Source organism: Stenotrophomonas sp. YJH_SMC_14-1, from assembly GCF_059372275.1.
This window is the reverse complement of the sequence record NZ_JCAFVK010000005.1, coordinates 28,516-52,034: the sequence shown is the minus strand read 5'-3', so window position 1 is coordinate 52,034 and position 23,519 is coordinate 28,516. Positions and strand designations below refer to the sequence as shown.

The 23,519-nt window shown below is 67.5% G+C and carries 25 protein-coding genes; 14 read left to right on the top strand and 11 right to left on the bottom strand.

Annotated elements, in window-relative coordinates; translation table 11 throughout:
- Positions 1–16 precede the first annotated feature (16 nt).
- A complete protein-coding gene (locus AC5P9P_RS13405; protein WP_012481247.1) occupies positions 17–1,075 on the bottom strand; it encodes an NAD(P)-dependent alcohol dehydrogenase in 1,059 nt (352 codons plus the stop codon).
- A gap of 107 nt (positions 1,076–1,182) precedes the next feature.
- Between AC5P9P_RS13405 and AC5P9P_RS13400 the strand changes: the two genes are divergently transcribed.
- Complete coding sequence (locus AC5P9P_RS13400; protein WP_049403539.1) at positions 1,183–2,067, top strand: LysR family transcriptional regulator; 885 nt, start codon at positions 1,183–1,185, stop codon at positions 2,065–2,067.
- 109 nt (positions 2,068–2,176) lie between these two features.
- Here AC5P9P_RS13400 and AC5P9P_RS13395 read toward each other — a convergent pair whose 3' ends face one another.
- On the bottom strand, positions 2,177–2,839 hold the full coding sequence (locus AC5P9P_RS13395) for a TetR/AcrR family transcriptional regulator (protein ID WP_049450581.1): 663 nt from the start codon (positions 2,837–2,839) through the stop codon (positions 2,177–2,179).
- A gap of 76 nt (positions 2,840–2,915) precedes the next feature.
- Here AC5P9P_RS13395 and AC5P9P_RS13390 point away from each other — a divergent pair, with 76 nt between their 5' ends.
- Positions 2,916–3,611, top strand: coding sequence for a DAPG hydrolase family protein (locus AC5P9P_RS13390; RefSeq protein ID WP_495232859.1), 696 nt, complete (start codon positions 2,916–2,918; stop codon positions 3,609–3,611).
- A gap of 12 nt (positions 3,612–3,623) precedes the next feature.
- On the opposite strand, the gene AC5P9P_RS13385 is transcribed toward AC5P9P_RS13390, so the two are convergent.
- Complete coding sequence (locus AC5P9P_RS13385) at positions 3,624–4,040, bottom strand: VOC family protein (RefSeq protein ID WP_005414461.1); 417 nt, start codon at positions 4,038–4,040, stop codon at positions 3,624–3,626.
- 114 nt (positions 4,041–4,154) lie between these two features.
- Here AC5P9P_RS13385 and AC5P9P_RS13380 point away from each other — a divergent pair, with 114 nt between their 5' ends.
- The gene (locus AC5P9P_RS13380) at positions 4,155–4,832 is read left to right on the top strand and encodes an SMI1/KNR4 family protein (RefSeq protein WP_049433570.1); all 678 of its coding nucleotides are present in this window, start codon (positions 4,155–4,157) and stop codon (positions 4,830–4,832) included.
- A gap of 112 nt (positions 4,833–4,944) precedes the next feature.
- Here the strand turns inward: AC5P9P_RS13380 and AC5P9P_RS13375 are convergent, their stop codons facing one another.
- The gene (locus AC5P9P_RS13375) at positions 4,945–6,048 is read right to left on the bottom strand and encodes an alkene reductase (protein ID WP_184014094.1); all 1,104 of its coding nucleotides are present in this window, start codon (positions 6,046–6,048) and stop codon (positions 4,945–4,947) included.
- A 129-nt stretch (positions 6,049–6,177) separates the two neighbouring features.
- Here AC5P9P_RS13375 and AC5P9P_RS13370 point away from each other — a divergent pair, with 129 nt between their 5' ends.
- From AC5P9P_RS13370 to AC5P9P_RS13345, 6 genes are all read left to right on the top strand, one after another.
- Positions 6,178–7,083 (top strand): LysR family transcriptional regulator, encoded by a 906-nt coding sequence (locus AC5P9P_RS13370; protein WP_184014093.1) that lies wholly within the window; start codon positions 6,178–6,180, stop codon positions 7,081–7,083.
- Positions 7,084–7,153: 70 nt separating this feature from the next.
- Positions 7,154–7,429, top strand: coding sequence for a formaldehyde-responsive transcriptional repressor FrmR (gene frmR, locus AC5P9P_RS13365; RefSeq protein WP_005411009.1), 276 nt, complete (start codon positions 7,154–7,156; stop codon positions 7,427–7,429).
- A gap of 58 nt (positions 7,430–7,487) precedes the next feature.
- Positions 7,488–8,597 carry an S-(hydroxymethyl)glutathione dehydrogenase/class III alcohol dehydrogenase gene (locus tag AC5P9P_RS13360; protein ID WP_033835220.1) on the top strand — a complete coding sequence of 370 codons (1,110 nt, stop codon included), beginning with the start codon at positions 7,488–7,490 and terminating at the stop codon, positions 8,595–8,597.
- 8 nt (positions 8,598–8,605) lie between these two features.
- Positions 8,606–8,965: a YqcC family protein gene (locus tag AC5P9P_RS13355; protein ID WP_049433572.1), complete on the top strand. Its 360-nt coding sequence runs from the start codon at positions 8,606–8,608 to the stop codon at positions 8,963–8,965.
- A gap of 63 nt (positions 8,966–9,028) precedes the next feature.
- Positions 9,029–9,859: an S-formylglutathione hydrolase gene (gene fghA, locus AC5P9P_RS13350; protein ID WP_495232858.1), complete on the top strand. Its 831-nt coding sequence runs from the start codon at positions 9,029–9,031 to the stop codon at positions 9,857–9,859.
- A gap of 158 nt (positions 9,860–10,017) precedes the next feature.
- A complete protein-coding gene (locus AC5P9P_RS13345) occupies positions 10,018–11,463 on the top strand; it encodes a GGDEF domain-containing protein (protein WP_049403544.1) in 1,446 nt (481 codons plus the stop codon).
- A gap of 39 nt (positions 11,464–11,502) precedes the next feature.
- Here the strand turns inward: AC5P9P_RS13345 and AC5P9P_RS13340 are convergent, their stop codons facing one another.
- Together AC5P9P_RS13340 and AC5P9P_RS13335 are read right to left on the bottom strand one after the other, a co-directional pair.
- Entirely contained in the window at positions 11,503–11,973 is a 471-nt protein-coding gene (locus AC5P9P_RS13340; RefSeq protein WP_005411004.1) for a hypothetical protein, read from the bottom strand.
- Positions 11,974–11,978: 5 nt separating this feature from the next.
- Positions 11,979–12,425 carry a universal stress protein gene (locus AC5P9P_RS13335; protein ID WP_049403545.1) on the bottom strand — a complete coding sequence of 149 codons (447 nt, stop codon included), beginning with the start codon at positions 12,423–12,425 and terminating at the stop codon, positions 11,979–11,981.
- 141 nt (positions 12,426–12,566) lie between these two features.
- Between AC5P9P_RS13335 and AC5P9P_RS13330 the strand changes: the two genes are divergently transcribed.
- From AC5P9P_RS13330 to AC5P9P_RS13315, 4 genes are all read left to right on the top strand, one after another.
- Positions 12,567–13,484: a LysR family transcriptional regulator gene (locus AC5P9P_RS13330; RefSeq protein WP_033835215.1), complete on the top strand. Its 918-nt coding sequence runs from the start codon at positions 12,567–12,569 to the stop codon at positions 13,482–13,484.
- Positions 13,485–13,637: 153 nt separating this feature from the next.
- A complete protein-coding gene (locus AC5P9P_RS13325; protein WP_495232857.1) occupies positions 13,638–15,167 on the top strand; it encodes an MFS transporter in 1,530 nt (509 codons plus the stop codon).
- 21 nt (positions 15,168–15,188) lie between these two features.
- Positions 15,189–16,271, top strand: a complete 1,083-nt coding sequence (locus tag AC5P9P_RS13320) for an HlyD family secretion protein (protein WP_012481236.1) — start codon at positions 15,189–15,191, stop codon at positions 16,269–16,271.
- Entirely contained in the window at positions 16,268–17,680 is a 1,413-nt protein-coding gene (locus tag AC5P9P_RS13315; protein ID WP_495232856.1) for an efflux transporter outer membrane subunit, read from the top strand. Before AC5P9P_RS13320 ends, AC5P9P_RS13315 begins: the two co-directional genes overlap by 4 nt.
- 112 nt (positions 17,681–17,792) lie before the next feature.
- Here the strand turns inward: AC5P9P_RS13315 and AC5P9P_RS13310 are convergent, their stop codons facing one another.
- The 5 genes from AC5P9P_RS13310 to AC5P9P_RS13290 form a co-directional block, all read right to left on the bottom strand.
- Positions 17,793–18,131 carry a hypothetical protein gene (locus AC5P9P_RS13310; RefSeq protein WP_005410998.1) on the bottom strand — a complete coding sequence of 113 codons (339 nt, stop codon included), beginning with the start codon at positions 18,129–18,131 and terminating at the stop codon, positions 17,793–17,795.
- Between the two features lie 77 nt (positions 18,132–18,208).
- Entirely contained in the window at positions 18,209–19,150 is a 942-nt protein-coding gene (locus tag AC5P9P_RS13305; RefSeq protein ID WP_049403548.1) for a DegV family protein, read from the bottom strand.
- 94 nt (positions 19,151–19,244) lie between these two features.
- On the bottom strand, positions 19,245–19,877 hold the full coding sequence (locus tag AC5P9P_RS13300) for a 2-hydroxychromene-2-carboxylate isomerase (protein WP_495232855.1): 633 nt from the start codon (positions 19,875–19,877) through the stop codon (positions 19,245–19,247).
- A gap of 20 nt (positions 19,878–19,897) precedes the next feature.
- Positions 19,898–21,181, bottom strand: a complete 1,284-nt coding sequence (locus AC5P9P_RS13295; RefSeq protein WP_049403550.1) for an amidohydrolase family protein — start codon at positions 21,179–21,181, stop codon at positions 19,898–19,900.
- Entirely contained in the window at positions 21,181–22,590 is a 1,410-nt protein-coding gene (locus AC5P9P_RS13290; RefSeq protein ID WP_033835210.1) for an amidohydrolase, read from the bottom strand. Before AC5P9P_RS13290 ends, AC5P9P_RS13295 begins: the two co-directional genes overlap by 1 nt.
- A 152-nt stretch (positions 22,591–22,742) precedes the next feature.
- Here AC5P9P_RS13290 and AC5P9P_RS13285 point away from each other — a divergent pair, with 152 nt between their 5' ends.
- Complete coding sequence (locus AC5P9P_RS13285) at positions 22,743–23,519, top strand: AMP nucleosidase (protein ID WP_005414446.1); 777 nt, start codon at positions 22,743–22,745, stop codon at positions 23,517–23,519.

The following is a 23,519-nucleotide window of genomic DNA, read 5'->3' as shown; positions in this document are numbered from 1 at the left end:
CCACATCTGCGTTGGATCAGGCGGCGTCCTTCATCGTCGCCATGTCGATCACGAAGCGGTAGCGTACATCGTTCTTCGCCATGCGTTCCCAGGCTTCGTTGACGTTCTTGATGTCGATCATCTCCACATCGCTGACGATGCCGTGCTCGGCACAGAAGTCCATCATTTCCTGGGTTTCAGCCATGCCGCCAATCGCCGAGCCGGTCAGGTGCTTGCGGCCGAAGATCACGCTGCCACCGGTCAACGGCGGGTCCAGTTCGGTCAGCACGCCGACCAGGCACATGGTGGCTTCACGCTTGAGCAGGCCCATGTACGGGTTGGTGTCATGGCCGACCGGGATGGTGTTGAGCAGGAAGTCGAAGCTGCCCGCGTGCGCCTTCATCTGCGCGGCATCGCGCGAGACCAGCACCTCATCGGCGCCCAGGCGCTTGGCGTCGGCACCCTTTTCCGGCGTGGTGGTGATCATCACCACGTGCGCGCCGAGTGCCTTGGCGAACTTCACGCCCATGTGGCCGAGGCCACCGAGGCCGATCACGCCGACCTTCTGGCCCGGGCCGACCTTCCAGTGGCGCAGCGGCGACCAGGTGGTGATGCCGGCGCACAGCAGCGGGGCGGCGGCCTTCAGGTCGAGGGTGTCTGACACCTTCACCACGAAGCGCTGTTCGACCACCACGTGGTCGGAATAGCCGCCGTAGGTCGGCGCGCCGCTTTCGCGTTCACGGCCGTTGTAGGTCCAGGTCGCGCCCTCTGCGCAGTACTGCTCCAGGTCGTGCTCGCAGGCATCGCAGTGGCGGCAGGAGTCGACCATGCAGCCGACGCCGGCGTGGTCGCCGACCTTGAAGCGGGTGACGTTGCTGCCGACCTCGGTCACACGGCCGATGATCTCGTGGCCCGGCACCATCGGGTAGATCGAGCCACCCCAGTCGTCGCGGGCCTGGTGCAGGTCGGAGTGGCAGATGCCGCTGTAGAGGATCTCGATGCGCACATCGTCCGGGCCGACCGCGCGGCGTTCGAACTCGAAGGGCACCAGCGGGTCGGTATGGGAATGGGCGGCGTAACCACGGGCGAGGGACATGGGGAATCCTTGGCAGGGTTTGTCGAAAGGCGTTTTACAATACGCCCCGTACCCAGCCGCAAGAAGCACGGATATCGGCATGATTCATCAAGTGAAACTGCACAATCATGGCCACTGACAATCTCACCCACCTGGCCGCGTTCGCGGCGGTCGCCCGTCACCGCAGCTTCCGCCGTGCCGGCGCCGAGCTGGCGCTGTCGACCTCGGCGGTGAGTTATGCGATCCGCGCGCTGGAGGAACGGTTGGGCGTGGGCCTGTTCCATCGCACCACCCGCAGCGTGGCCCTGACCGAGGCCGGGCAGCGCCTGCTGGAACGCCTGCAGCCCGCGCTGGGCCAGGTGAATGACGCGCTGGAGGAGATGAACCAGTTCCGCGCCGCACCGGCGGGCCTGCTGCGTATCAATGCTACCCGCGCCGCAGTGCCGACCCAGTTGGGGCCACGGCTGGCGCGCTTCCTGCACGCCCATCCCGACGTGCGGGTGGAGCTGACCGAGAACGATGGCCTGGTCGATATCGTTGCCGAAGGCTACGACGCCGGCGTGCGCCTGCACGAGTTCGTACCCGAGGACATGGTGGCGGTGCCGATGGGCCCACCGCTGCGTGGCTTGATTGTCGGCTCGCCGGACTACCTGCGGCGGCGCCCGGCGCCACAGCATCCGCGCGACCTGGCCACACACGAATGCATCCGCTTCCGCTTCGCCAGCGGGCATCTGTACAAGTGGCAGTTCGAGCGCGGTGGGCAGGCGCTGGAGATCGATGTACCGGGGCGGCTGACGCTGGGCGAGCAGGGCACCGTGGTCGGCGCGGTGCTCGATGGCATTGGCCTGGCCTATGTGCTGGAAGACACCGCGCGGCCGTACATCGAATCCGGACAGATGGTGGCGGTGCTGGAAGACTGGAGCGAACCGTTCGCCGGCTTCGCGCTGTATTACCCGAAGCAGCGGCAGATGCCTGCCGCGCTGCGTGCGTTCGTGGACATGCTGCGCGAGTGAGGTGCTGCAGGAGTGCCGACCAACGGTCGGCACCCACCGGGGCAGGCCATTGCCGACCAACGAATCGGGATCGGCCGGTAGATCCACGCCACGCGTGGATGGAGCAACCTTACGGCGCCTGCAACACCGGCGCCAAGAACGCCACGCAGTCGCGCAGGTGCACGTCCACCGGCGCATCCTCGGCCACCACACCGATCACGCGTTCGCGCAGCGGCTCGGCCACGGCCATCGCCAGCAGCAATCGCGCCATGCAAACAGGATCTCCCTCGCGTAGCAGCCCACGCTGTTGCTGGCGCGCCAGCCAGTCGGCCAGCAGCGCACGGCCGCGTTCGATGCCGTTGTCCAGATAGGCCTGCAGCAGCGCGTCCTTGCCGGGAAAGTCGGTGGCCAGCAGGCGGAATACCTGCACCGCCTGCGCCGACAGCGCCTGCGCGCACACCGCGTGCAGGATGTCCTGCAGCAACGGCACGACCTCTTGGGCATTGCGCGCATCGCGCTGCAGTTGTGGCGCGAAGCCGTCGGTCCACTCACGCACCGCCAACCCAACCAGTTCCTCGCGGTTGCTGGCGTGGCGGTAGACGGTCTTCTTTGCCACTCCGGCGTGCGCCGCCACCGCTTCGATGGTGGTGGCCTCGTAGCCCTGCGCCAGCAGAAGTTCCAGCGTGGCCTGCAGCACGGCGTGGCGGACTTCGGCTTCCGGCCGCGCAGGGCGGCCGCGGCGGCGGGTCGGTGATGTGGGCTCGGGCACGGTGGTGCTGTTCATTGCGCCCATCTTACCGCATCCGGACAATTGCGAAACGGTAGACGTGTCCGTATTGTCGGGACTCCCAACACCGCAGGAGACCCCGATGGATACCGCTGTGAACGCCCGCGCCTGGCTGGACCACCACGATCTGCTCGACCCGGCGCCGATGCATCTGGAGACCGGCATCCAGCGCCGCGAAGACGGCACCCTGCTGGTGGCGGTGCGCACCGATCTGCACGGCTGCAAGGGCCGCATGCTCGACTGGTGGTTCACCTTCTTCGAGACCACCCAGCACATCCGCTGGTGGCATCCGGTCGATCATGTCGAGCATCGCGGCTGGGACGCGGCCTGGCAGCGCGGGCGCAGCTACCACGGCGCCAGCATCCATGCGGTGGAATCGCTGGCCGACATTCCGCCGGTGGCGGCGCGCTTGAAGTTCCATGACCCGCGCACGTTGCTGGTGCCCGAGCGCCTGCAGGCGGCAAAGGATGCAGGCGATGTATCGGCGGTGATCGCCGCGCGAATCGGCTTCGGCGACCAGGTCCGTCTGGATGCAAACGCTGACCCCTGCGACGGGCAGATGCTGCACGTCGCACGCGATACGCCGTTTGGCTGTGTGCTGCGCAGCCGCTTCGTGCTCGGCCTGGACAGCACCGATCCGCACCGTGATGCCGGCGATGCGGTCGGGCTGGGCCTGCTCAAGCACTGCTACACGGAGTTCAGTTTCCTCTCGCGCCTGCTGCCGTCGCTGTACTACGGCGAGCGCGCCAACGGCGAAGCGGTGCCGTTGCCGTGGTGAGCGGTGCAGCGGTCATTCGACCAGTGCGTCGTAGCCTTCGCCGCTGAACTGGATCAGGCAGAAGCCGTGGCCGAACGGATCGGCCAGCACGGCGATGCGTCCCCAGCGGCGCTCGCGCACGGATTGCTCGAGCGTCGCTCCGGCTGCGACTGCACGTACCAGCGCGGCTTCGATGTCATCCACCACCCAATCCAGGTGCAGCGGCGTCCAATGGCGCTCGTAGTCGCGCACGTCGCCGTCTTCGGTGGCGGCGCTGCCGGCCTCGTTGTGCAGCAGGTAGAGCGGCGTTGGCCCACCGAGCAGCTCCACGGCGCCCGGGCCGAGACGGCGGCCGATGCGCAGGCCGAAGGCCCGGATGTAGAAGTCTTCGGCGGCGGCCAGGTCGGGGACGTCGAGGTTGACGATGAAGCTGTGGGCAGTGGCGTTCATGGCAGCGATGGGCGGCATCCGGTGGTCGCAGTCTAGTCCTGCCGCGTGCTGCGGCCGGTTCATCTCCTGCGCGGATTCGGGCAAGCTGGGCGGTCTCCATCGACAAGGACATCCATGAGCGCGCTATCCGGCATCGAACAGGCCACGGGCCAGACCTTCCCGCCCCTGTTCAAGCAGTTGCATGCAGCGGGTCGGTTGAGCTGGGGTGCTACCCATCCGGAATGGTCCGAGGTGGTATTCCCGGCGCTGCAGGCAGAACCGCCGGTGCTGCTGTACGCCCAGGACTATGAGCCGTTGGAACACGATGAACTGCTCGAGGCGTGGCAGGAGCTGACTGCGGAGGATCATTACAATCCCCTGCGCACTGACCTGCAGTTGCTGCCCTTCGCGCGGACCGGCGGCGGCGACAGCTACTGCTTCTGGAGCAACGCGCCCGGCTTTGCCGAGTCCCCCGTCGTGCTGGTGTGGCATGACGATGATCGTGCCGATGTGCTGGCCGCCAGCTATCAGGATTTCCTGTTCCGCAAGATGGTCGAAGCCGTTGCTGACTACCAGGGGCCGTACACGCTGCTGTCGCACGGCGAGCTGGCCAGCAACCTGCGGCGCTGGCTGCAGAGCCACCAGCCGTTCCTGCGCGATGACCAGTACGCAGCCCTGCAGCGGCTGTTCGCCCGCGTTGACGATATCGCTGAAGGAAACATCAGCGACGAGGATGCACAGGCCATCGTCGCTGAGGTGATCGGCTTCGAGCGGTTGGACGAGTCGTTCGCCTACGTGCGCGAGGACGCCTGAAGGCCGGGGTCGGATCCGCGCGCAGCGTGGCTCTGACGCTTTGTTCGCCGAACAGGGGGCAGAGCCCTTTCCGTTGGAAAGGGATCCGACCCCGTGCGGGCCCCGTGGGGGATCAGCCCGCGGCCGGGTAGTCGAGGTAGCCTGCTTCGCCGCCCCCGTAATAGGTGCTGCGGTCGGGCGTGGCCAACGCGATGTTGCGCTGCAGGCGTTCGACCAGATCCGGGTTGGCGATGAACGGCTGGCCGAACGCGGCCAGGTCAATGGTGCCCGCTTCGACCAGCTGCAGGGCGCGTTCGCGGGTCATGCCACCTGCCAGGATGACGGTGCCACCGTAGGCCTGCCTGAACTGCCGCAGGAACGCCTCGCCCAGCACCGACCGGCCCGCCTGCAGGTTGTCGTTGAGGTGCACGTAGGCCAGCCCGCGCTTGCCCAGTTCCTCGGCCAGGTACACATAGGTGGCTTCATTGTCGGGATAGAACGGCATGTCGAAGGTGAGGTTGTTCGGTGCCAGGCGCACGCCGATGCGATGCGCACCGATACGCTGCGCCATCGCATCGACGGTGTCCAGGATCAAGCGCGCACGATTGGGCAGCGAGCCGCCGTAGCGATCATCACGCTGGTTGATGAGCGGGTTGAGGAACTGCTCGAACAGGTAACCGTTGGCGGCATGCAGTTCGATGCCGTCGAAGCCGGCCGCAATGGCGTTGTCCGCCCCGCGCACGAAGTCGTCGACGATACCGGGGATCTCCGCAGTCTCCAGTGCACGTGCCGGAGTGGGATCGGCGTGGCCGCGGCTGCCATCGTCCAGGTACACGAACGAGGTGTTCTTCGGTGCGCTGGCCACCGGGCGGGTACCGGCGCTGACCGGTTGCCCACCGTCGGGCTGCAGCGAGGAATGCGACATGCGGCCAACGTGCCAGAGCTGGGCGAAGATCGTGCCCTGTGCGGCATGCACCACCTCGGTGACACGCTTCCACCCGGCCACCTGCTCGGCCGACCAGATGCCCGGCACGTCGATGTAGCCCTGGCCCTGCGGCGAGACAGGCGTGCCTTCGCTGATGATCAGGCCGGCGCTGGCGCGCTGCCGGTAGTACTGCGCGGTGAGTTCGTTGGCGACCGCTCCGGGGTTGCGGGCACGGGTCATCGGCGCCATCGCGATGCGGTTGCGCAGGGAAGTGCCTGCAAGGTCGAAGGGGCGGAACAGGACGGCGGTCATGTCGGTCATCTCGGTGCGGGGGAAGGCGCCAGCGGCGCGATGCACACAGGATGGAGTTGACATGCGGGCGCATAAAGCGCTTCGATCTCCCTGAGTGCGGGACTATTTGTCCCCAATGGAGCGCGATAGATGCTGCCGCTGGAATCGTTGAATGGCCTGGTCACGTTCGTCACCACGGCCCGCTCAGGCAGCTTCACCGAGGCCGCCGACGCGCTGGGCATCTCGCGCTCGGCGGTGGGCAAGGCCATCGCCCGGCTGGAAGCGCGGCTGGGGGTGCGCCTGTTCCACCGCACCACGCGGCGCATCGCGCTGACCACCGATGGCGAGGCGTACTACGCATCGTGCGCGGCGGCGCTGGAAGAAATCTCCGCCGCCGAGGCCTGCCTGGGTTCGGCCGGCTTGCCCAGCGGGCGGCTGCGCATCGACATGCCATCCTCGTTCGGGCGCCTGGTGGTGCTGCCGGTGCTGTTGCGGCTGTGCCGGCAGTACCCGGACCTGCAGTTGACGATGACCTTCACCGATCATTTCGTCGATCCCGTCGAGGACGGCATCGACCTGCTGATCCGCTTCGGCGGGCTGCACCAGGCCGAGCATCTGGTGGCGCGGCGGCTGGGGCGCCAGCGACTGGTCACCTGCGCATCGCCGGAGTACCTGCAGGCCCACGGCGTGCCGCGCACGGTGGAGGAACTGGCGCAGCACCGCAGCATCGTTGGCTTCCGCCACGGGCAACCGGCGTGGTGGCGGATCGGTAGCGAGGAGGACGAAGGGACATTCATCCCGAATGCGCCGTATCAACTCAATGACGGCGACGCGGTGATCGAGGCGGCCATCGCCGGGCTTGGTATCTGCCAGATGCCGGTTTCACTGGTACGACGCCACCTGGATTCCGGCGCGTTGCGGTCGGTGCTGGATGCGCACATGCAACGGCACATCGATATCCACGCACTGTGGCCACCGACGCGCCACCTGCGGCCCAAGGTGCGCTACGTGGTGGATGAGCTGACCCGGTTGGCGGGTGAGGGATTGTTCGATTGAGCCGGCCAGGATTGAGTTCGTGACTTCGGCTTGTATACTGTCCCCCAGTATAGTTCCGAGGTGGCCCGCCATGCCGCACTCCCCCGAAGAGAAGAAAAAGGTCCTGGCCCGCGTGCGCCGCATCCGCGGCCAGTGCGATGCGCTGGACCGCGCGCTGGAAGCCGGCGCCGACTGCGGGCCGGTGCTGCAGCAGATCGCCGCCATCCGTGGCGCGGTCAACGGCCTGATGTCCGAGGTGATGGAGGCTCATCTGCGCGAGGAGTTCGGGCAACCCGCAGCCTCCGATGAACAACGCGCCGAACGCGTGCGCGACATGAGCGCGTTGATCCGCTCGTACCTGAAATAAACGATGGCGCAACATGGCGCCGCCCATCCTGTCATTGCCTGTCTCTGGAGAATCCACCATGAAGTCCCGTGCCGCCGTCGCCTTTGGTCCCGGCCAGCCGCTGAAGATCGTCGAGATCGACGTCGCCCCGCCGAAGGCAGGCGAGGTGCTGGTGAAGATCACCCATACCGGTGTCTGCCACACCGATGCGTTCACCCTGTCCGGCGATGACCCGGAAGGCCTGTTCCCGGTGGTGCTGGGCCATGAAGGTGCCGGCATCGTGGTGGAGGTCGGCGAGGGCGTGACCAGCGTCAAGCCCGGCGACCACGTGATTCCGCTGTACACCGCCGAGTGCGGCGAGTGCCTGTTCTGCAAGAGCGGCAAGACCAACCTGTGCGTGGCCGTGCGCGCCACCCAGGGCAAGGGTGTGATGCCCGATGGCACCAGCCGCTTCAGCTACAACGGTGAGCCGCTGTACCACTACATGGGTTGCTCGACCTTCAGCGAGTACACCGTCGTTGCCGAAGTCTCGCTGGCGAAGATCAACCCGGACGCCAACCCGGAACATGTCTGCCTGCTCGGCTGCGGCGTCACCACCGGCATCGGCGCGGTACACAACACCGCCAAGGTGCAGGAAGGCGACAGCGTGGCCGTGTTCGGCCTCGGTGGCATCGGCCTGGCGGTGATCCAGGGTGCACGCCAGGCCAAGGCCGGCCGCATCATCGCGGTGGACACCAACCCGTCCAAGTTCGAGCTGGCGCGCGAATTCGGTGCCACCGACTGCATCAATCCGAAGGATTTCGACAAGCCGATCCAGCAGGTCATCGTTGAAATGACCACCTGGGGCGTGGACCACAGCTTCGAGTGCATCGGCAACGTCAACGTGATGCGCGCGGCGCTGGAATGCGCGCACCGTGGCTGGGGCCAGAGCGTGGTGATCGGCGTGGCCGGTTCGGGCCAGGAGATCTCCACCCGTCCGTTCCAGCTGGTGACCGGGCGCAAGTGGATGGGCACCGCCTTCGGCGGCGTGAAGGGCCGCAGCCAGCTGCCAGGCATGGTCGAGGATGCGATGAAGGGCGATATCGAACTGGCCCCGTTCGTCACCCACACCATGGACCTGGACAAGATCAACGACGCCTTCGACCTGATGCATGAAGGCAAGTCGATCCGTTCGGTGGTCCACTACTAAGCCGCGTCATGGGCTGGTTCGATGCCCTGCGCCGGCCGCGTGCGGAAGACCCGCGCGCGGCTCTGGTGGTGTCGATCGAGCAGGCGTTGCGTGCGCTGGGCTGGGTCGACGGCGAGGTGGGACCACCGCGTGCGGTGACTTCGGCCTTCGGCAGCGACGATGGCATGCCGTTCGAGCAGTGGCTTGCGCAGGTATTCCTGCCGCGCCTCTACGAGGCCCGCGCCGACGGCCAGTGGCCACCGCGCAGCGACGTGGCGGTGGCGGCGTATCGCAACCTGGACGGCCAGCCTGGCGTCGAATCATTGCTGCGCCTGCTGGCACAGCTGGATGAACTGATCAACCAAGGCATCCACGCCGGGCGTGGATAAGCCGACCAAGGTCGGCATCTACCAGAAGCACGCGTGCGCTGACGCGCCGCGCAGGAGAGCACCATGGAACGCATTGAACACCGCGCCTGTTTTGGCGGCTGGCAGGACGTCTACCGCCATCATTCGACCACGCTGGGCTGCGACATGCAGTTTGCCGTGTACCTGCCACCGCAGGCGGAAACACAGAAGCTGCCGGTGCTGTACTGGCTGAGCGGCCTGACCTGCACCGAGCAGAACTTCATCACCAAGGCCGGCGCACAGCGCTACGCCGCCGAACACGGTGTGATCATCGTTGCGCCTGATACCAGCCCGCGCGGTGATGACGTGGCCGATGCCGAAGGCTACGACATCGGCAAGGGCGCCGGGTTCTACCTCAATGCCACCCGTGCACCGTGGGCGAAGCATTACCGCATGCACGACTACGTGGCGCAGGAGCTGCCGGCGCTGATCGAGGCGAACTTCGCGGTGACCGACGCGCGCGCGATCAGTGGCCATTCGATGGGCGGCCATGGCGCGCTGGTGATCGCGCTGCGCAACCCCGGGCGCTATCGCAGCGTGTCGGCGTTTTCGCCGATCGTCGCGCCCAGCCACGTGCCGTGGGGGCAGAAGGCCTTCCATGCCTATCTGGGCGACAACCCGGCCGACTGGGCGCAATGGGATGCCTGCGAGCTGATCGCTATGGCTGACGAGCGTCTGCCGCTGCTGGTCGACCAGGGCGAGGCGGACGAGTTCCTGCAGACCCAGCTGCAGCCGCAGCGCCTGCAGCAGGTCTGCGATGCCGCCGGCCATCCGCTGACCCTGCGCCTGCAGCCCGGCTACGACCACAGCTACTACTTCATCGCCAGCTTCATCGGCGAGCACATCGCCCACCACGCCCGCGCCCTGCAGGGCTGAGCGCCCTGGGAAAAAGGGGACGGAGGGGATTAAGTCATTTGCCGCTGTGCCGCAAACGACTTAATCCCCTCCGTCCCCTTTTTCAGCGATGGATCACACCCTTATGGCGCCGCCCCGCGCTATCGTGCGCGTAGAAGGCCTTGCGGATCGGGGGATGCATGCCGGTAGTGCTGGCGCTGCTGTATGTGCTGTGCCATGGCATGGTGCTGGCTCTGTGGCCTGGCCCCGCCGGGGTAGGCTCCTTCGTTTTCCTGACCGGCGCACCGCTGCTGGCCGCCGCCGCGTGCCTGGTGCGGGCGCAACGTGACCGCGCCACTCTGGGCTGGCGTTCTACCGCGATGGCACTGCTGCTGTGGGCCGGCGGCATGACGTTCAACATGGTGGATGCGCTGGGTGCCGGCCGGGCTGACTTCACCCCACGCGTCAGCCTGTTGTTGTACGTGCTGTATGGCGTGCCCCTGGTGTTCATCCTGGCGCGGGCACGCCGCGAGCGCCTGAGCATCAGCCTGATCGACGCGGCGATGGCGGCGCTGCTGGGTGTGCTGTTCTTCGTGCACACCGCATCGTTCGCCGCCCGTGTCGAGGTCGACGCCCATGCGATGTCCAACATGCAGCGCATGTTCGACATCCAGAACCTGTGTATCGCCGCGTTCGCCGTGGTGCGATGGCTGGCCGGCGACGTGCCCGAACGGCGCAGGTTCTTCCGCGCACTGGCGCTGTACGCACTGGCCTATCTGCTGGTGGCCTACTACATCAACCACTACACCTCCGATGATGCATTCGGTGCGTTCAACGATCTGCTGATCGACGTACCTTTTCTGCTGATCGCCTGCCTGGCGCTGGACACGAGGCCGGACACAGGCACCACGGCACACCCGCGGCTGGCGAGGACGGTGCAGGCCGCCGGTCCGATCATCCTGCCATTGCTGCTGCTGGTGGTCGGCACGCTGGTGGTCGATCATGCGCGGCCGTTGGCCGTTGCCGGCTTCGTCGTAGCCACCCTTGGCTTCGGCCTGCGCAGCGTCCTGCTGCAGACCGATCTTCTGGAACGCCAGGCAGCACTGGATCAACTGGCGCGGCAGGATGGCCTGACCGGCGTGGCCAACCGCCGCGAGTTCGACGCACGGCTGACGTCCGAGTGGAATCGCGCACGGCGCAGCGGCACCGAGCTGGGCCTGCTGCTGGTGGATATCGACCACTTCAAGGCCTTCAACGACCAGCACGGCCATCCGGCCGGTGATCGTTGCCTGCAGGCGGTGGCCGGGGTGCTGAAGACCATAGCCGGTCGCGGTGGTGACAGCGTTGCGCGTTATGGCGGTGAAGAGTTCGCCGTCATCGTGCCCGGAAGCCCGTTGTCGGGCGTGCTGGCGCTGGCCGAGCGGCTGCGCGAAGCGGTCGAAGCGCTGCCATTGCCGGAAGGCCCGGTCAGCATCAGCGTCGGCGTGGGTTACCTGCATCCGCCGGCTCTGGCCAGTGCCGATCAGTTGCTGGCAGACGCCGATGCCGGCCTGTATGCCGCCAAGCGGGCTGGCCGCAATCAGGTGATCCTGCATGCGCACGTGCTGGACGACGAGGGCAGCACGCACGGAACGATGGACTGCTGAGCAGCTCTCTGCATGCGATCACACGGGGGACGCGACGGCTTATCGCTGCCGCAACCAGCCGGTCGGATCGAGCAGCCTCAGCCCGACCGGTGACAACGAGCGCTGCCGCAACGGCAGGTTTGCCGCCTGCACGGCCATCGCACAGCGTGCCAGTTGACGGCGCAACGGTGCCAGCGTGTCGTCTTCGCGGGGCCGCGCATGCCGCCATTGTGCGATGCGCAGCAGGCAGACCAGCAGGTCCAGCTCGCTGGCGGCAATGAAGGGAGAGCCGGCCGGCAGCAGATCGATCGGAGCGGCGGGGGTGGCCAGCAGCGGCAGCAGGCCGATGAAGGCGTCGCATCCCTCCTGGCCAAGCCCGAGTCCGCTCAGCTGGGCAAGGCCATCGGCCTGCAGATCGGGGTCGCGCAGCTGCCGTATCGCGCCCAGCAGCGCCTGTTCGCCGCGGCCGAACTGTCGACCGAAGGCGCGGTAGTTGACCCGGGTGGGAAACAACGGGGAACGGGAGGCCATGGTGGCTAGGGCTGTGGGTCGCGGGTTTCCACCAGCACCGGACAGGGCGCGTGGTCGATGGTCCATTGCCCGATCGAGGGTTCGAACAGGCGTTCCAGCCGGGACAGGTGGCGGTGGCCGATGACGATCAGGTCGCACTTCAGGCGCCGGGCCTGCTCGCTGATCACTTCGCCCGGGTCGCCGGAGGGAATCTGCGCGATGGCGTCGACGCCGCGTTCGCACAGCTCGGCCAGGGCTTCGGCCAGCACCGCTTCGGCCCGCGAGCGCTGGCGGGCGGCTTCCGGGTACTCGATGCGGTCGGCTTCGCTGGCATTGGCCGCCAGCGCGAATTCGGGGTCGAGCACGCACAGCAGGTGCAGGCGGCTGTGGGGGCCGGCGATGGCGGCGGCCAGGTCCAGCACGCGTGCGTGCTGGGGGCTACCATCCAGGGCGACCAGCAGGGTATTGAACATGGATGTCTCCTTGGCAGGCCGGGGATGGTCGCCGATGTCACCGCGCGCACCCATGCCGTGCGCGGCAGTCAATGAATGCGTCGAACGCAATCCACCGTGGTTGCAAGTGCCGTAAAGTCATCTGATTTACTGGAGACTCTCATGCCCCTGCCGGACCTGAACCTGTTGCTGGCACTGGACGTGCTGATTGACGAATGCAGCGTGGCCGCCGCCGCGCGCCGGATGAACCTGAGCGCGCCGGCGATGAGCCGTACCCTGGGCCGGGTCCGCACCGCGCTGGGCGACCCGGTGCTGGTTCGTGCCGGCCGCGGTCTGGCGCCCACGCCCCGCGCCCTGCAGCTGCGCGAGCAGGTCCGCGATGTGATCGAGCAGGCCCACCGCGTCTTCAACGCCGGTCGCGAAGTAGACATGCGCGTGCTCGAGCGGACCTTCAGCGTGCGTGCCAATGATGTGTTCGTCGGTGGTTTCGGCGGACGCCTGCGCGAGCTGTTCCGCCAGCAGGCGCCGCGCGCAGTGCTGCGCTTCGTGCCCGAAGGCGATACCGACGACGATGCGATGGCGCAGGGCCGGATCGACCTGTACATCAGCACGGCCGGCAAGCATGCGCCCGATACCAAGGTGCAGAACCTGTTCAGTACCTCGTTCATGGGCGCCGCGCGCGAAGATCATCCGTTGTTCGATGAGGAGATCAGCGCCGAGCGTTTTGCCGCCTGCGACCACATCGCGGTGTCGCGCCGCGGCCTGCCGCGTGGTCCGATCGACGATGATCTGGCCGCGCTGGGCCTGCAGCGGCGGGTGGCGCTGATCAGCCCGACCTTCCACGGCGCGATCTTCGCGGCGGCCGAATCGGACCTGATCCTGCCGCAGATGCCGAGCGTGATGCTGGAGCGGATCGTCAGCATGCGCCTGCCGCTGCGCCTGTTCCCGCTGCCGATCCCGGTGCGGACCGCCGCCATCGTGCAGGCCTGGCATCCACGCCTGGACAACGACGCCGCCCACCAGTGGCTGCGGCGCTCGATCAAGACCATGTGCGAAAGCGCAGGGGAGGCCCCGCGCTGACATCTGCAGGCGTGCGCCTGGCGCACGCCTGGGATGCGGGTTGCGCCATTTTTCGCAGGGTACCGGCTCCCTAGACTGCGCTCCCCGGAGTTTCACTGAGCGCATTCCAATGATCCCCAACATGCCGTGCACTGCACGGATAGGTGCCCGGCGATGAGTACGCCGGCCGCCGCTGTCCCGGCCGCCGCAGCGCCCCGTCCTGCCGCCGCCCCCGGGCTCGATCGCCGCATTCTGGTCGGCCTGTGTGGCGTGCTGCTGGCGGTGCTGGTGTCGGGCTTCAACGAGAACATCACCAAGGTCGCCCTGGCCGACATCCGTGGCGCGATGGGTTTCAGCGTCGACGACGGCAGCTGGATCGTCGCCCTCTACAGCGCGATGTCGGTCAGCGCGATGGCCTTCGCACCGTGGTGTGCCGCCACCTTCTCGCTGCGCCGCTTCGCATTGGCGATGATCGGTGGCTTCATGGTGCTGGGCGTGCTGTGCCCGCTTGCCCCGAACCTGCAGGTGTTCCTGCTGCTGCGCGCGCTGCAGGGTCTGTGCGGTGGCGCGCTGCCGCCGCTGCTGATGAGCGTGGCGCTGCGCTTCCTGCCCCCGGGCACCAAGCTGTATGGCCTGGCCGGCTACGCGCTGACGGCGACGTTCGGCCCAAGCATGGGCACGCCGCTGGCCGCGTTCTGGGTCGAGCAGGTGGGCTGGCACTGGGCGTTCTGGCAGATCGTGCCGTACTGCCTGGCCGCCATGGCGATGGTCGGCTGGGGCCTGCCGCAGGACCCGCTGCGGCTGGAGCGTTTTGCCCAGTTCGATGGCGTCGGCCTGCTGCTGGGCCTGCCGGCGCTGGTGCTGCTGGTGCTGGGCCTGGTGCAGGGCCCGCGGCTGAACTGGTTCGACTCGCCGATGATCACGCTGATGATCGGTGGCGGTGCCGGCCTGATGGTGCTGTTCATGATCAATGAATGGTTCCATCCGCTGCCGTTCTTCAAGCTGCAGCTGCTGGCCAACCGCAATCTCAGCTACTCGCTGGTGACGCTGGGCGGCGTGCTGTTCGTGCTGCTGGCAGTGATCTCGATCCCGTCCGGGTTCCTGGCCAGCGTGCAGGGCTACCGGCCGCTGCAGACCGCACCGATGCTGCTGTGGGTGGCGCTGCCGCAGGTGATCGCGCTGCCGCTGGTGGCGGCGCTGCTGAACATCCGCGCGGTGGACTGCCGCTGGGTGCAGGCCACGGGCCTGGCGATGCTGGCGCTGGCCTGCTGGCTGGGCTCGCACCTGGACGTGGCCTGGATCCGCGACAACTTCCTGTGGGTGCAGCTGCTGCAGGTGTTCGCGCAATCGATGGCGGTGCTGCCGCTGCTGATGCTGGCCACCGGCGGCCTGGCGCCGCAGGACGGCCCGTTCGCCTCGGCCTGGTTCAACACGGTCAAGGGCTTCGCTGCCGTGCTCGCCGGTGGCGTGCTGGATGCCGTCGCCCAGGGCCGCCGTCATTTCCATTCCACCGTGCTGGTCGACCGCCTTGGCGAGCAACCGTGGCTGGCCGATGGCCCGCAGCTGGGCGCGCGCCTGCATGCACAGGTACAGGCGCTGACTTCGGCCGACCTGTACTGGGTGGTCGCACTGGTGGCGCTGGCCTTCATTCCCCTCATTGCCTGGATGCCCACCCGCATCCATCCGCCACGTGCCGTGGCCTGAACCTTTCGCAGGAACCCCCTCATGACGATCAATCGAACCACCCTCAACACTGGTCTGGGCCTGGGCGTGCTGGCCCTGGCCGTCGGCGCGTGGCTGCTGCTGCGCGATGGCGGCCACCAGACCACCAACAATGCGTACGTGGTGGCCGACTACACCCTGGTAGCGCCGAAGATTCCCGGCTTCGTCAGTGCCGTGGAAGTCGAGGACAACCAGTCGGTGAAGGCCGGTGATGTGCTGGCCCGCATCGACGACCGCGACTACCAGGTCGCCCTGCAGGCGGCCCGTGCCGACCTCGCCAATGCCCGTGCACAGCTGGCCAATGCGCAGGCCGCACTGGCCCAGCAGGACTCGTTGATCGCGCAGGCCAGGGCCAGTGTCGATGTCAGCCGTTCCGAACTGACCCTGGCCAGTGCCGACCAGCAGCGTTACCGCGAACTGGCCCGTGACGGCGCCGGTACCGTGCAGAACGCGCAGCAGGCGCAGTCGAAGCAGGCCGTGGCCAGTGCGCATCTGCAGCAGGGCCAGGCCGCGCTGTCGACCGCACGTCAGCGCACCGACATCCTCAGCGCGGGCGTGCAGGCTGCACAGGCGGCGGTGCAGCGTGCGGAAGCCGCGCAGGCACGCGCCGAACTGGATCTGTCGCACACCGTGCTGCGCGCACCGATCGATGGCATGGTCGGTCGCCGCGCAGTGCGCGTGGGTGCCTACCTGACGCCGGGTACGCCGGTGGCTGCGGTGGTACCGCTGAAGCGCGCCTTCGTGGTCGCCAACTTCCAGGAAACGCAGATGACCCGCATGCAGGCCGGCCAGCAGGTCGAACTGAAGGTGGACGTATTCCCGGGCAAGCCGCTGCGCGGGCACATCGACAGCATTGCACCAGCCACCGGCGTCACCTTTGCTGCCGTCGCACCAGAGAACGCCACCGGCAACTTCACCAAGGTGGTGCAGCGCATTCCGGTGAAGATCGTGCTGGAGCCGGGCCAGCCGCTGCTGGACCAGCTGCGTGCCGGCATGTCGGTGGAAGCCAGCGTTGACCTGGGCAGCCGCGCGCGCGCGCAGAGCGTGCAGCACAGTCCGGGCCACAAGAGCGGGGAGGGCGCATGAGCGCAGTCACCGTGTTCCGCACCTTCGTTGCGACCAGCCTGTGCACGGCCCTGGCTGCCTGCACGATGGGTCCGGACTTCGTACGCCCGCAGGCGGAACTGCCCAGCCACTGGCAGGGTGAGGCCGTCGCCGGCAACGCCATCGACCAGGACGCGGCCTGGTGGGCCGGTTTCGACGATCCGCTGCTGGGGCAGCTGGCCAACCAGGTGCTGGCGGCCAACCTGGACCTGCAGCTGGCGGCCAACCGCGTGCAGCAGAGCCGTGCTGCACGCGGCATCACCGGCGCCGATCGCCTGCCCAGCGTCAGCGCGAGCGCCAGTGGCGTGCGTGCACGCAACAGCGAGGTGGGCCTGAATGATCCGTCCGGCAACGGCGGCCGTGATGACTACGGGCTGTTCCAGGCCGGTATCGGCCTGAGCTGGGAACTGGACCTGTGGGGCCGCGTGCGGCGCCAGGTGGAAGCGGCCGAAGCGCGCGTGCAGATGGCCGAGGATGATGCACATGCAGCGCGCATCGCGCTGCTGGCGGAAACCGCGCGTGATTATCTGCAGCTGCGCGCGACGCGGCAGCTGCTGGCGATCACCGAGGACAACCTCAGCATCGCCCACGACATCAAACGCCTGACCGAAGCACGCCAACGCCAGGGTGTGGCCAGCACGCTGCAGGTGTCCAGCGCGGCCGCGCAGGTGGCATCGCTGCAGGCACGCATCGCGCCGTTGCGGCATCGCGAATCGCAGCTGCGCAATGCGCTGGCGTTCCTGCTGGCGCAGCCGCCGCAGGCGCTGGACGCGCAGCTGCAGGATGCACGCCGTGACTGGCCGGCGTTGCCGGCCGTAGCGATGGGGCTGCCCAGTGAACTGGCCGAGCGTCGCCCGGACATCCGTCGTGCCGAAGCGGCACTGCATGCGGCAACGGCAGGCATCGGCGTGGCCAAGGCCAGTTTCCTGCCGCGCATCACCTTGAATGGCGACGCCGGCTTCCAGGCCAAGCAGCTCGATGATCTGGATGGCTGGAACGCGCACCGTTTCAGCATCGGTCCGTCGATCAGCCTGCCGATCTTCCAGGGCGGACGGCTGAAGGCCAATCTCGCGCTGAGCAGGCTGCAGCAGCAACAGTCGGCCCTGCAGTTCCGCCGTACCGTGCTGCAGGCATGGCACGAAGTGGATGACGCCATGGATGGCTACAGTGCCGAGCAGCAGCGCACGGTGCAGCTGCACGTGGCAGTGGATGAGAGCGAGACGGCACTGGGGGCGGCGCGCCGGCAGTACCAGGCCGGCGTGGTCGACATGCTGGACGTGCTGACCACCCAGCGCATCGCACTGGACAACCAGGCCGCGCTGGCCAACAGCCAGGCCACCGCCGCGATCGCGCGTGTAGAGCTGTACCGCGCGCTGGGTGGAGGCTGGTAGTGCCGGCCGCTGGCCGGCACCTTCATGGATGTTGCGGATGCCGGCCAGCGGCCGGCACTACCTCGCGTCCCGGTAGTTGCCAACCAAGGTTGGCAACTACCAGGGCAGGGCCTCAACGCACGTCGCGCAGTTCCCAGTGGCTGCCGGCCAGCAGGCGCAGGCGCTGCTTGAACACGTCGCTGTCGATGCGGGTGGTGGCGACCAGGTTGATGCGCAGGTCCTTCTGCTCGCCGGTCACGGTGGCCTCCGGATCGGTCACGCCCCACTGCGGTTCCACCGCGTCCGGGTCGGGCTGCTTGGCCTTCCAGCGCTCGAACAGCGTGCCGCTGCGCAGGGCGTCCTGCAGCTCTTCGGCGAAACCGGCGGCGCCCTGCGAGTGGAAGGACAGGTCAGGGTCATTGCCACGGGCCTTGGACGGGTCGGGCAGGCTGATGTGGTACTGCGCAGGCATGGAGTTCTCCTTGAAGTGCGGCAAGACTGGCACAACCGCAGTGGAATCGATGTGCAGATTCCGGCCGTGGCCAGCGCTCATTCGAACCGATGCGGCCCATCGGCGAAGCCTACGGTGACCGCGCCCTTGCCGACGTTGACCATGCCGGTCAGGCTCATCACCGATTCGTACACGGTCACGCCATGGGTGGCGCAGACCTCTTTCAGCTGTGCGTAGCCGGGCAGGGCACGCAGCTCGTCCAGTTCTCCGCCGTAGCTGACGCACACCGTCGGCGTCATCAGTCCGGCACGTACGCGCTGGCCGACCACCGCGAACAGCTTCTGCACGGCATTGTCGAAGCCCTTGATCTTGGCTACCGGCCCGGTTTCGCCGCGGTAGCCGTGCAGCACCGGCTTGATGTCCAGCGCGCTGCCCAGCGCCGCACTGAGCAGGCCGACACTGCGGTCGCCCTTGTGCCGTGCGCGCGCACGCATGTAGTACAGGTCACGGGTGACCATGTAGCCGTGCACGTTGCCGGCCAGTTCCTCCAGCCGCTCGCGGATCTGCTGCACGCTGGCGTTGCTCTCGCGCAGGCGCACGGCTTCCACCGCCGTAACCGCCTGCGCGGCGAACAGGTTCTGGGTATCGAGCACGCGCAGCGCGAACGGTGAGTTGTAGCCTGCCGCCTGGCGCACCGGCTTGTAGTCGTTGAGGATGGCGAAGCTGGCCTGCAGTGCGTTGTCGTGGATCGGGCTGCGGGTCTTGGTGATGGTCATGCAGAACACGTGGTCGTAATCGATCACCAGCTGCTGCAGGAACAGGTCGCGGATCTGGGCGACACTGAAGGGAATGGTTTCCGCCTCGGCGCCGTGTTCGGCCACGTGCGCGTGCAGGAAGCTCAGCGTGGCCTGCTCATCGCGGTGATCGGCCAGCACGGCTTCGCCGATGCGGACGGTGATCGGCAGCAGCACGATGTTGTGCTCGGCAATGAAGTCCTGCGGCAGGTCGCAGGCCGAGTCGACGACGATTCCGATGCGCATCCGCGGCTCCCCCTCCAGGGCGGTTGTAGGTTCGGAAACGTGAAATCTATCTCAAAACCAGAGCCCGCGCCCGAGGGAAACGCGCCACCCCTGTTCAGCTATCGCGCTGCACCGCCACCGGCAGGCTGTCCAGGCGTTGCCATCCGGGCTGCTGCAGCAGGGCAGGATCGGCCAGCACGGCCGCCATCAGCGGATGGGCGTCGTTGCCCCAGAACAGTTCCTGGTCGATGGCCAGGGTTGGGACCCCGAACACCCCGGCGCCGATTGCGGCCTCGGTGTTGCGCCGCAACTGTTCCTTGACCGCCGGGGCGGCGATGGCGCTGGCGACATCCTCGATGCCCAGCTGCGCACCTGGTTCGCGCAGGGCTTCGGCGCTGTCACCGGCATGGCCGTCGCGCCAGATCCAGTCGAACAGCACGTCCACCGCCTGTGCGCTGGCTCCGGCGGCCAGGCACAGGCGTAGCGCCGACAACGGATTGAACGGATGGCCGGGCGGGAAGCGCATCGGCGTGCCCTCGGCCTGCGCGGTCCATTGCAGCTGGCGGTAGATGAAACGGCGCTTGGCCGGAATCTCGGCCGGCCCGAGATTGCCCAGGTGATGCAGCACCGCGCCGAAGGCGATCGGCACGGTCTGGATCTGCGCGAACTGCGGCAACTGTTTCAGCTTCTGCCAGTGCAGGTAGGAGTAGGGCGAGACGAAGTCGAAGTACCAGCGCAGGGTGGCCATGGTGGTGTCCTTCAATGCGGTCAGGGCTGCGCATTGCGCTGCAGGTAGCGATCACGCAGGTCGGTCTGGCGCGAGCGCATCGGCATCGCACGGCCGCCCAGCCAGACCTGTTCGGCATAGTGCGCCACGTCCAGCGGGTCGCCTTCCCACAGCACCAGGTCGGCGCGCTTGCCGGGCTCGATGCTGCCGATCTGGTCGGCCACGCCGAACGCCTGTGCGGGTACCCGGGTCAGCCCGGCCAGACCGTCAGCCCAGGGCAGGCCGTTGGCCACTGCATTGCCAGCCAGCTGGCGCATCTTGCGCGCATTGTGGGTGGCGTCGCCGCGCTGCACGAAAGAAACCGCCACGCCGGCACGCTGCAGGCGCGCGGCGTTTTCCAGGGTGGCACCGAGCTGATCGAAGCTGGCCGGCAGGTTGGCCAGCACGTCGACGAATACCGGCACGTGCGCAGCGGCCAGCTCCGGCGCGACCTGCCAGGCTTCGCTGGCACCGGCAATGGCGATCTTTACCTTCTCGCGTGTGGCCCAGCGCAGCAGCTGGCGGATGTCCGAGGCACGATCCACCTCCACCACGATGCGGCCCTGGCCGGCCAGGTAGCGACTGAGCGTACGGCGCCCGGCCGGGGTCAACAGCGCGTGCGGAGAATCCACAGCAACCTGGCCGCGTGCTTCGTCGACCATCTGTTGCAGCAGCATCCATTGCGCGGCGCGCGAATGGCCGGTCAGTTCGGAGGCGGCCGCGCCGATGCGCAGGAACAGGGCACGCGGGCCGATCGGGTCGGCGCTGCCGTCCAGCCGCATTACGCCGCCCTGGCCGGCCACGAAACCACCACCAGTGGCTGCCCCCAATGCAGTGAAGCCGATGCCTTCCAGGCGCGTGACCGGAATCAGCACCGAGGCCGGGTTGTAGGCGAGGGTGACGTCGAATTCCGGGCGCAGCGGCTGCTCACCGAGCTTCAACGAACTGTCCACCGTGCTCGATTCACCCGAGACCTCTTCGATGCCGGTTTCGGTGATGCCACCGAACAGGGCCGGGGTCAGCGGTCCGCCATTGGCTTCGACCACGGTCGCCCCGGCCGGCGCGGACAGGCCGGGGCCGACCGCGCGGATGATGCCACCCTGGACCAGCACATCGGCGTTGTGCAGGCTGCCGCGTGCGCTGGCCGTGTGCACCGTTGCGTTGCGCACCAGCAGGTCCTGTGCCTGTGCGGATGCGGAGATGCAGGCCAGCACCATGACAGTAGCGCCGAACCATGCTCGGCTGCCCTTCGCGGCAGACTGCGCCAACTGCTTGAGCACCATCATCAACGCACCTCCTGGCCAAGCTGGAAATCAGAACGCGGCGTCGCTGCCGGTGCACTGCGGTCGTACAACCTGCGGCCATCAATGAAGACCTGCTCGGCCAGCGCATACGAACTGAAGGGGTTGCCGTTCCAGACCACCACGTCGGCCATCTTGCCGGCCTCCAGGGTGCCGGTCTGGCCTTCAATGCCCAGCGCCTTGGCGGCGTTGGCGGTCATCCAGGTGATGGCGTGTTCGGGCGTGATCTCCGGCATGCGCGCGCGGCGCGCGGACGCCATCACCTTGGCTGCTTCCTGGTTCAGGCGCTGGATGCCCTCGGGTGAATCGGAGTGGACGATGGCGCAGCTGTTCTTCGGCCGGTCGACCAGCGCGATGTTCTCCGGAATGCCGTCGAAGGCTTCCATCTTGAAGCCCCACCAGTCGGCCCACAGCGCACCGCAGACGCCGTCGGCGGCCAGCCTGTCGGCCAGCTTGTAGGCCTCCACGCCGTGGTGGAAGGCGGCTACCTTGAAGCCGAATTCCTTGGCCAGATCGAGCATGGTGGCCATCTCGTCGGCGCGGTAGCAGTGGATGTGCACGCGGATGTCGCCTTCGATCGCGCCGGCCAGCGTGTCCAGCTTGAGATCGCGCTTGCCGCCGGCATCACCGGCGCTGTCGCCCTTGTCGCTGCCGAACCAGCTCTTGCGCTTGGCCGGCTTGGGTTTGTTCTTGGCGATGTAGTCGGCGGCATCGATGAAGGCGGCACGATAGCCGGCCACGTTGCCCATGCGCGTGGCCGGGGTCACGCCCTTGCCCTCGCCATAGACCCGCTTGGGGTTCTCGCCGCAGGCCATTTTCAGGCCCCACGGCGCACCGGGGAACTTCATCGCCTGGTAGGTGATGGCCGGGACGTTCTTCAGCGTCACGCCGCGGCCACCGACAAGGTTGGCCGAGCCCGGCAGCACCTGCATGCTGGTCACGCCGCCGGCCAGCGCGGTGGCGAAGCCCGGGTCCTGCGGCCACACCGAGTGTTCGGCCCAGACGTTGGCGGTGACCGGTGCGGTCATCTCGTTGCCGTCGCTGTGCGCACCGACACCCGGGCTGGGATACACGCCCAGGTGCGAATGCACGTCGATCAGGCCCGGAGTGACCCACTTGCCCTGTGCATCAATGCGGGTGACGCCGGCATCGGCCTGCAGCTGGCGGCCGACGGCAACGATGCGGCCGTCGCGCAGCAGCACATCGGCGTTGTCCAGGCGCTGGCCGGTACCGGTCAGCACGGTGGCGTTGTGGATCAGTACCGGCGCATCGGGATGGGCCTGGTAGGTGCTGGGGTAGGGATCGGCGACAAAGCGCGAGGCGCCCACCGCCGGAGCCGTACTCAATGAAAGCAGCGCCAGGACCACCCCGGCGCGCAACAACGTCGATGCCATGCAGTTCCCCTTGCAACCTGGTCCAACCGCCGACGCTAGCCCGGTGGCGGCGGGCTTGCCAAGTGACCTTCTTCACAGGACGGTCGACGGCGGCTCGACTGCACCGGCCGGGTGGCCGAAAATACCCGGTCCCCCGCCGTACCGGACCGCCCATGAAAAGCAAGCAGGAAATCGTCGACAACTGGCTGCCCCGGTATACCGGCGTGCCTCTGGACCAGTTCGGCCAGCACATCCTGCTGACCAACTTCGGCGGCTACCTGCATACCTTTTCCGAGCTGACCGGTGCGCCGGTCATCGGCCTGGACCGGCCGATGGCAAGCGCCACGATCGACGGCATCACCATGATCAACTTCGGCATGGGCAGCCCCAATGCCGCGATCATCATGGACCTGCTGTCGGCGGTGATGCCCAAGGCGGTGCTGTTCCTGGGCAAGTGCGGCGGCCTCAAGCGCAAGAACCAGCTGGGCGACCTGGTGCTGCCGATCGCTGCGATCCGTGGTGAGGGTACCTCGGGTGACTACCTGCCGCCGGAAGTGCCGGCGTTGCCGGCGTTCGCGCTGCAGCGTGCGGTCTCGACCATGATCCGCGACCTCGGCCACGACTACTGGACCGGTACCGTCTACACCACCAACCGCCGGGTCTGGGAACACGACGAGGCCTTCAAGGAGCGGCTGCGGGCGATGCGCTGCATGGCCATCGACATGGAAACCGCCACCGTGTTCGCCGCCGGCTTCGCCAACCACATCCCCAGCGGTGCGCTGCTGCTGGTGTCGGACCAGCCGATGATCCCCGATGGGGTCAAGACCGAAGCCTCCGATGCCAAGGTCAGCTCCCAGTTCGTGGAAAACCATATCCAGATCGGTATCGAGGCGCTTAAGCTTATCCGGCGCAACGGCAAGTCGGTCCGCCACCTGCGCTTCGACGAATGA